The following is a 7050-nucleotide window of genomic DNA, read 5'->3' as shown; positions in this document are numbered from 1 at the left end:
CCTCGCGGCTGGTGACGACGTACCGGACGCCGAGCGTCCCGTACGACTCCAGCAGAGCATCTGGCCCGGGCCGCTCACGCGGATCCGGCCGCGGCCTCGGCCTCGGCCAGCGTCGGGTAGTCGGTGTAGCCGCGGTGGTCGCCGCCGTAGAAGGCGGTGCAGTCCGGCTCGTTGAGCGCCGCCCCGGTCCGCCAGCGGCGGATGAGGTCGGGGTTGGCGATGAACGCCCGCCCGACGGCGACGAGATCCGCCCGGCCGCTCTCCACGAGGTCGCGGGCGATGGCCAGATCGGTGACGGGGTCCCAGCCGTTGCTGACGACGCGGGGGCCCGCGAAGCGGTCGGCGAGGTCCTTCAGCAGCGGCGTGCCGGGGTCGCCGATGGTGTGCAGGTAGGCCAGGCCCATGGCCGAGAGCGCGTCGACGAGCGTGCGGTAGGTGACGGCGGTGGCCTCCGCGTCGTCCTCCAGCGCCCCGTGGAGGTTGATGGCGGGAGAGAGGCGGATGCCGACCCGTTCGGCGCCGATGGCGTCGGCCATGCCCCGGGCGACCTCGATGACGAACCGCGCGCGGGCCCGCGGGCCGCCGCCGTACGCGTCGGTGCGCCGGTTGGTGGAGGGGGCGAGGAACTGGTGGGGGAGGTAGCCGTTGGCCCCGTGCAGTTCGACGCCGTCGAGGCCCGCGTCGATCGCGGCGCGGGCGGCCTGGGCGTACTCCTCGACGACCGAGGGGATCTCCTCGGCGCGCAGGGCCCGCGGCACCGGGTGGGGGCGGCGGCCCGCGGCCGTGCGCATCTCGCCCGGCAGGGCGATCGCGCTGGGGGCGACGGTCTCGGCCTGGTGCTTGTTGTCGGGGTGCGAGACGCGCCCCGCGTGCATGAGCTGCGCGACGACGCGGCCCCCGCCCCGGTGCACCGCGTCGGCGACGGCGCGCCAGCCCTCGATCTGCTCAGGGGTGTGCAGGCCGGGCGAGTTCATGTACCCCTGGCCCGCCGCACTGGGCTGCACGCCCTCGGTGATGATCAGCCCGGCGGCGGCGCGCTGCCCGTAGTACGCGGCCATAAGAGCGGTGGGCACACCGTCGGGGGTGGCGCGGTTGCGGGTCATGGGGGCCATGGCCACGCGGTTGTCCAGCGTCCACTCGCCTACGGTCACGGGCTCGAAGAGGTCCGGCATTTGGGGTGCTCCTTCTGATGGGGGGGGATACCTGATGGGGTGATAGGTGTCAGGAGTGGTGGCCGGGGTTCAGGCGGCGGGCGTCCGGGAGGTCTTCACCAGGGCGGTGAGAACGAGGCCGCTCGCGTCGTCCGGAGAGTGCGACCGGCTCCGGCGGAGTTGCAAAGCCTCATGCCGTTTCGGCAAGGTGGCGGCATGGACGGAATCGATCAGGCGCTGACGGCCATCGGCCCCCGGCTGCGGGAACTGCGCACGCGGCGCGGTATCACGCTGGCCTCGGTGGCGCGGTCCACCGGCATCTCCGAGAGCACGCTCTCGCGCCTGGAAGGCGGGGGCCGCAAGCCCAATCTGGAGCTGCTCCTGCCGCTGGCCCGCGCCTACGGCGTGTCGCTGGACGAGCTCGTCGGCGCTCCCCAGACGGGCGACCCCCGGGTGCATCTGCGGCCGGTGACGCAGGACGGCATGACCTATGTGCCGCTCAGCCGCAGGCCGGGCGGGCTGCACGCGCACAAGCTCGTCATCCGCCCCAGCGCCGGGGAGCCCTCGCTGAAGACGCACGAGGGGTACGAGTGGCTCTACGTGCTCGACGGGAAGCTGCGGCTGCATCTGGGCGAGCGGTCCCTGACCCTGGCGCCCGGCGAGGTGGCGGAGTTCGACACGCACGTACCGCACTGGCTCGGGCCGGACGATGACCGGCCCGTCGAACTGCTCGTCATCTTCGGCAAGCAGGGCGAGCGCGCCCATCTGCGCGCCCGCCCTGCCACGTCCTGAACCGCGGGGCCGTCAGGCCCCTTCGGGTTCGGGCGGTGCGGTCGGCAGCAGTGAGTCGACGCCGTGCCGCCGGTCGCCCAGCACCCGCTCGCAGACCGCCGCCTCGTTCGCCGCGCTGAAGACCGCGCTGGGGTCCGTACTGAGGTCTGTACCGAGGTCTGTACTGACGTCCGCGTCGGTGTCCGCGTCGGCGTCTGCGTCGCCTTCCGCGCCGCCGGACCCGGCGTCCGCGGCCGCGCGGCGGCGGGCCACCGCCTCATCCGCGTCGGCGTTCACCAGGTCGGCGTTGATCGCCGCGGCCGCCGCCACACCGCCGGCCTGCGCCGAGGGGACGTTCCCCAGCGGGTCGGCGACGTTGCCGGCCGCCCACACGCCGGGGGCGCCGGTCGCGCCGCCCGGGTCGGACGGTACGTACGTGCCCACGCCCATCGGGTGCTCCGCCATACCGACGCCCAGCCCCGACAGGATCTCGCCGCGGGCGACGAGCCTCGGGGCCACGGCCAGCGCCCGCACGGGGATGCGCGGCCCGGAGGCCAGCCGCACGCCGGTCAGGGCGTCGTCCGTGACGTCCAGACCGGTCACCTCCCCCGCCACGACCTCGACGCCGAGGGCGGCCAGCCGCTCCCACTGCTCCTCGTCGGGTTCGGGGCCGGTGTGCAGGAACAGCGTGACCCTCCGCGACCACTGGTGGAACAGCAGCGCCTGGTGGACCGAGGCGACGCTCGTCCCCAGCACGCCGATCGGGGCGTCGCGGACCTCCCAGCCATGGCAGTACGGGCAGTGCAGGACGTCCCGCCCCCACCGCTCGCGCAGCCCGGGGACCGGCGGCAGCTCGTCCACCAGCCCCGTCGTCACCAGCAGGCGCCGCGCTCCGTAGACCTCCCCGCCGTCCGTCCCGACGGCGAAGCCCTTCTCCGTGCGGCGGACGGCCGTCGCGCGCGCGGACAGCAACTCCCCTCCGTAGCGCGCCACTTCCTCCCGTCCGGCGCGCAGCAGCTCCAGCGGGGGCACTCCGTCGCGCGACAGCAGGCCGTGGGCCGCGGCGGCCGGGGCGTTGCGGGGCTCGCCCGCGTCCACGACCAGGACGGACCGCCGGGCGCGCGCCAGGGTCAGCGCGCCCGAGAGGCCCGCCGCGCCGCCGCCGAGGACGATCACGTCGAATTCGCCGGATACTCGTTCATCGCTCATGCGGCACACCGTGCGCCACCGCTCACCTTCGGGCAATATCTCTTGCTGGTTCAGCAAACCCCACCCCGAATCTACATGGAAGTTCCAATGATTGGACTTTCCATGTACTATGCGGCCATGGACGACGCCCGCTTGAACGAAGAGCTGATCGACTCCCTCTTCGCCGTACGCACCCAGGTCCACGCCGAGCTGCGGGACCTCGCACGCGAGGCCGGACTGACGGACACGCAGACCGACGTGCTGTGGCGGCTGAGCCGGGGGGACGAGATGACCGCGCGCCGCCTCGCCGACCGCCTCCAGTGCGACGCCTCCACGGCCACCTCGATGATCGACCGGCTGGAGAAGCGCGGCCTGGTCCGCCGCGTGCCGCACCCCACCGACCGCCGGGCGAAGGTCATCCAGCTCACCGACGAAGGGTGCGCGCTGCGCGATCGCGTCATCCGGCACAGCACCGAGCATTCGCCGTTCGCCCGCCTCGACCGGGACAGCAGGCTGCGGCTGCACGCCCTGCTGCGCGAGGTGGCCGAGGGACCCCATTCGGCGGCGGCCCCCGAAGACCACCACGACGAGGGATGAGCACCTTGTCCACCACCGTGATCACCGGAGGCAGTTCGGGGCTGGGCCTGGTGACGGCACGTCACCTCGTCGCGGCCGGACAGGACGTCGTCCTCGTCGGCCGGGACCCGGCGCGCACCGCCGCGGCGGCCGACAGCCTGCGCGCCCTCGCGCCCGCCGGCCGCGATGCCGCGTCGCCCAGGACGTACACGGCCGACCTGGAACAGTGGTCGCGGATCCGCGGCCTGGCGAAGGCGCTCGCCTCCGAGGTCGCCCCCGTCGACGTGCTCGTCAACAACGCCGGGGGCGCGTTCGCCCGCCGGGAGCGGACCGCGGACGGCGTCGAGCGGACGTACGCCCTCAACCACCACGCGCCGTTCCTGCTCACCCACGCCCTCCTGGCCGCCGGCGCGTTCGGTTCCGACGCCAGGATCATCAACCTGTCGACGTATGTGGAGAAGCGCGGCAAGCTCGACGCCCGCGATCCGGACGTCGCGGGCACATCGTGGGGCGGCGGGTTCCACCACCAGATCAATGTCTACGCGACCAGCAAACTCGTCAGCCTCCTGGCCGCCCGGGAGCTGGCCCGGCGGCTGCCCGAGGGCATGAGCGTCTACAGCGCCAACCCGGGCATGGTGAAGGGCACCGCGCTCAACAGCAGCGCGGGCGGTCTGCTGCGGCTGACGGCGCCGCTGTTCAAGCCGTTCGCCGTCTCCTTGGAGGACGGCGTACGGACGCCCGTGCACCTCGCCACGGCCTCGCCCGCGCCCCGGCCGAGCGGCGGCTACTTCAGCGACGCCCGGCCGGACACCCCTTCCCGCCGGTCCCAGGACGACGAACTGGCGCGCGTGGTCTATGAGAAGACCGCGCGCCTGCTGGGCGTCGAGCCGCTGTAGGCCGGGCGGCGTCGTATGAACGCGCCGTGCCCCCGCCCTCTTCGTTTCAAAAGGGGCGGGGCACGGCGTTCGACTGCGCCTCGGCGGGTGTTACTTGGCCGCGGCGGCCTTCGGCTCAGGGGTGGCGTGCGGGGTGCACGTCACGTCCCTGTGGTCGGTCTTGCCGTCGACCAGGTAGGCGTCGACCTTGCTGTTGATGCAGGGGTTCAGCAGCCCGGTGACGCCGTGCGAGCCCGCGCCCTTCTCGATGATCATGCGCGAGCCCTTGAAGCGCTTGTGCAGCTCGACGGCGCCCGCGAACGGCGTCGCGGCGTCCCGGGTGCTCTGCACGATGAGCACCGGCGGCAGGCCCTTGTGGGACGTGACGTTCACCGGGGTCTGCTGCGGGGCGCCCCAGGTGGCGCAGGGCAGGTTCATCCAGGCGTTGGACCAGGTCATGAAGGGAGCCTTCTTGTCGACCCGGGTGTTGTCGCGGTTCCACTTGTTCCAGCTCGTCGGCCACTTGGCGTCGGCGCACTCGACGGCAGTGTAGACGGCGTTGCTGTTCTCCGCCGCGATGTTGCCGGCCGTGTCGGACATGTCGGGTCCGGCGGCGGCGATGAGCGGCTTCGCGTCGCCCGCGCGGTACTTGCTCCACGCGTCGGCGACGGGGATCCAGTACGAGTCGTAGTACGGGGCCTTCTGGAAGTAGCCGATGAGCTCGGCCGGGCCGACGACCCCGCCGATCGGGTTCTTCTTGGCGGTGGCGCGCAGCTTCTCCCACTGGCGCTGGACCTTCGCCGGGGTGTCGCCGATGTGGTAGACGGAGTCGTGCGCGGCGACCCACTTCTTCCAGTCGGCGAAGCGGCTCTCGAAGGCCACGTCCTGTTCCAGGTTGGCCTGGTACCAGATGTTCGACTGCGCCGGGTTGACGACGCTGTCCACGATCATGCGGCGGACGTGGTCCGGGAAGAGCGTGCCGTAGACGGCCCCAAGGTACGTGCCGTAGGAGACGCCCAGGTAGTTGAGCTTCTTCTCGCCGAGGGCGGCGCGGATCACGTCCAGGTCGCGGGCGGTGTTCGGCGTCGTCATGTACGGGAGCATCGCGCCGCTGCGCTCCTTGCAGCCGTCCGCGTACTCCTTGGCGAGCTTGCGCTGCGCGCGCTTGTCGGCCTCGCTGTCGGGGACCGGGTCGGCCTTGGGCGCCTTGACGAACTCCTGCGGGTCGACGCAGGAGATGGCGGCGGAGTGGCCGACGCCGCGCGGGTCGAAGCCGACGAAGTCGTACGCCTTGGAGGACTTCGCCCAGAGCGGGTTCTTCTTCGTGACGCGGGTGGGGAACTGCATGCCGGAGCCGCCGGGGCCGCCGGGGTTGTAGACGAGGGAACCCTGGCGCTCGCTCTTGTCCCCGGTGGCGCGGGCGCGGTCGACGGCTATCTTGATCGTGCGCCCGTGGGGCTTGGCGTAGTCGACGGGGACCGTCACATAGCCGCACTGGACAGGCGCGGCCAGGCCCCAGGAGGCAGGGCAGTCCTGCCACGTGACGCCCGACCTCGCCGCGGCGGCCGCGGCCACCCGCACGCCGTACGCCTCGCGGGCGCCGTTGTGCGAGCGCGTGTCGGCGGCGGCCGTCGGCGCGGCCATGAACCCGGCTATCAGCGCGCCGGTCACCACGGTGCCGGTCGCGCCGAGTATTGCTGTACGTCTCACGAAGGAACTCCCCCTGCTGGGTGTGCCGCCTCCGGGGACGGCGATGATCACGGAGCTGCGAGGGGAATACTTTCGCTTCCGTCCCCCAGAAGGACAGATCGCACAGGTGTTTCTTTACCAATCCATAAGATTCGCCGCCGCATCGAGGTAACGGCGCAGGCACAGAGCGTCCGGAGCGACGGCTGTGACCAGAGCGGCAGGGCCTGCCAAGGGGGTCAGCACGGCCGTTTCGCCCAGGAGCGTCCGTTCCACGGGATGTTCCTCGAAGGCCGGGTCCACGACGATCAGCTGACCGACCGCCCGGTGGCCGCCGAGGACCGCGCCGCCCGCCCAGCCGGGCGCCCCCGGCCCGTACGCCAGCTCCTGGTCGAAGAGCGGACGGCCCGCGCGGCGCACGGTCAGCCGGGTGACGAGCCGCCCGGTGTCCTCGCCGGCCCGGCCGAGCACCTGCTCCTCCCGGAAGACGAGGCGGGCACTGGGCGCGAGATCGACGCGGGTGGTCATGCGCAGATCGCTGCCGCCCGCGGAGATCAGCGGCTCGGGGAGCCAGCGCAGTACGGCGTCCTCCCCCACGTCGAGCCGGGTGTCGTACGCGGCGGGGGCGCCGGTGCGGCCGGGCAGCGCGATGGTGGCCGCGGTGGTCGTGAAGCGCAGGGCCGCCCCGTCGGCGACGGTCGCACCGAGCGCGAGCGCGTCGCCGCCGAGCGGCGCGCTCATCGCCCCCACCAGGCAGGCGCGGGCCTCGCGGCCGGCCGTCCGCAGCCGGCGGAGGGCGAAGG

Annotated in this window: 7 protein-coding genes; 3 read left to right on the top strand and 4 right to left on the bottom strand. The window is 72.9% G+C overall.

Annotated elements, in window-relative coordinates; all coding sequences use genetic code 11:
* Positions 1-74: 74 nt before the first annotated feature.
* Positions 75-1172, bottom strand: coding sequence for an alkene reductase (locus ACFU99_RS26835; protein WP_384396497.1), 1098 nt, complete (start codon positions 1170-1172; stop codon positions 75-77).
* Between the two features lie 195 nt (positions 1173-1367).
* On the opposite strand from ACFU99_RS26835, the gene ACFU99_RS26830 reads away from it, so the two are divergent.
* Positions 1368-1943 carry a helix-turn-helix domain-containing protein gene (locus ACFU99_RS26830; protein WP_384396495.1) on the top strand — a complete coding sequence of 192 codons (576 nt, stop codon included), beginning with the start codon at positions 1368-1370 and terminating at the stop codon, positions 1941-1943.
* Positions 1944-1955: 12 nt separating this feature from the next.
* Here ACFU99_RS26830 and ACFU99_RS26825 read toward each other — a convergent pair whose 3' ends face one another.
* Positions 1956-3131: an NAD(P)/FAD-dependent oxidoreductase gene (locus tag ACFU99_RS26825; RefSeq protein WP_384396493.1), complete on the bottom strand. Its 1176-nt coding sequence runs from the start codon at positions 3129-3131 to the stop codon at positions 1956-1958.
* Between the two features lie 117 nt (positions 3132-3248).
* Between ACFU99_RS26825 and ACFU99_RS26820 the strand changes: the two genes are divergently transcribed.
* Positions 3249-3707, top strand: coding sequence for a MarR family winged helix-turn-helix transcriptional regulator (locus ACFU99_RS26820; RefSeq protein ID WP_384396490.1), 459 nt, complete (start codon positions 3249-3251; stop codon positions 3705-3707).
* A gap of 5 nt (positions 3708-3712) precedes the next feature.
* Positions 3713-4582, top strand: coding sequence for an SDR family NAD(P)-dependent oxidoreductase (locus tag ACFU99_RS26815; RefSeq protein WP_384396487.1), 870 nt, complete (start codon positions 3713-3715; stop codon positions 4580-4582).
* A 90-nt stretch (positions 4583-4672) separates the two neighbouring features.
* On the opposite strand, the gene ACFU99_RS26810 is transcribed toward ACFU99_RS26815, so the two are convergent.
* Positions 4673-6271 (bottom strand): alpha/beta hydrolase, encoded by a 1599-nt coding sequence (locus tag ACFU99_RS26810; RefSeq protein ID WP_384396484.1) that lies wholly within the window; start codon positions 6269-6271, stop codon positions 4673-4675.
* A 114-nt stretch (positions 6272-6385) separates the two neighbouring features.
* Positions 6386-7050, bottom strand: a 665-nt coding sequence (locus ACFU99_RS26805) for an urease accessory protein UreD (protein WP_384396482.1), incomplete at its 5' end; no start/stop codon positions are given.

Source organism: Streptomyces sp. NPDC057654 (genome assembly GCF_042800135.1).
GTDB lineage: Bacteria > Actinomycetota > Actinomycetes > Streptomycetales > Streptomycetaceae > Streptomyces.
Note: the sequence above shows the minus strand (reverse complement) of the source record. Positions and strands in the feature narration are given on the sequence as shown.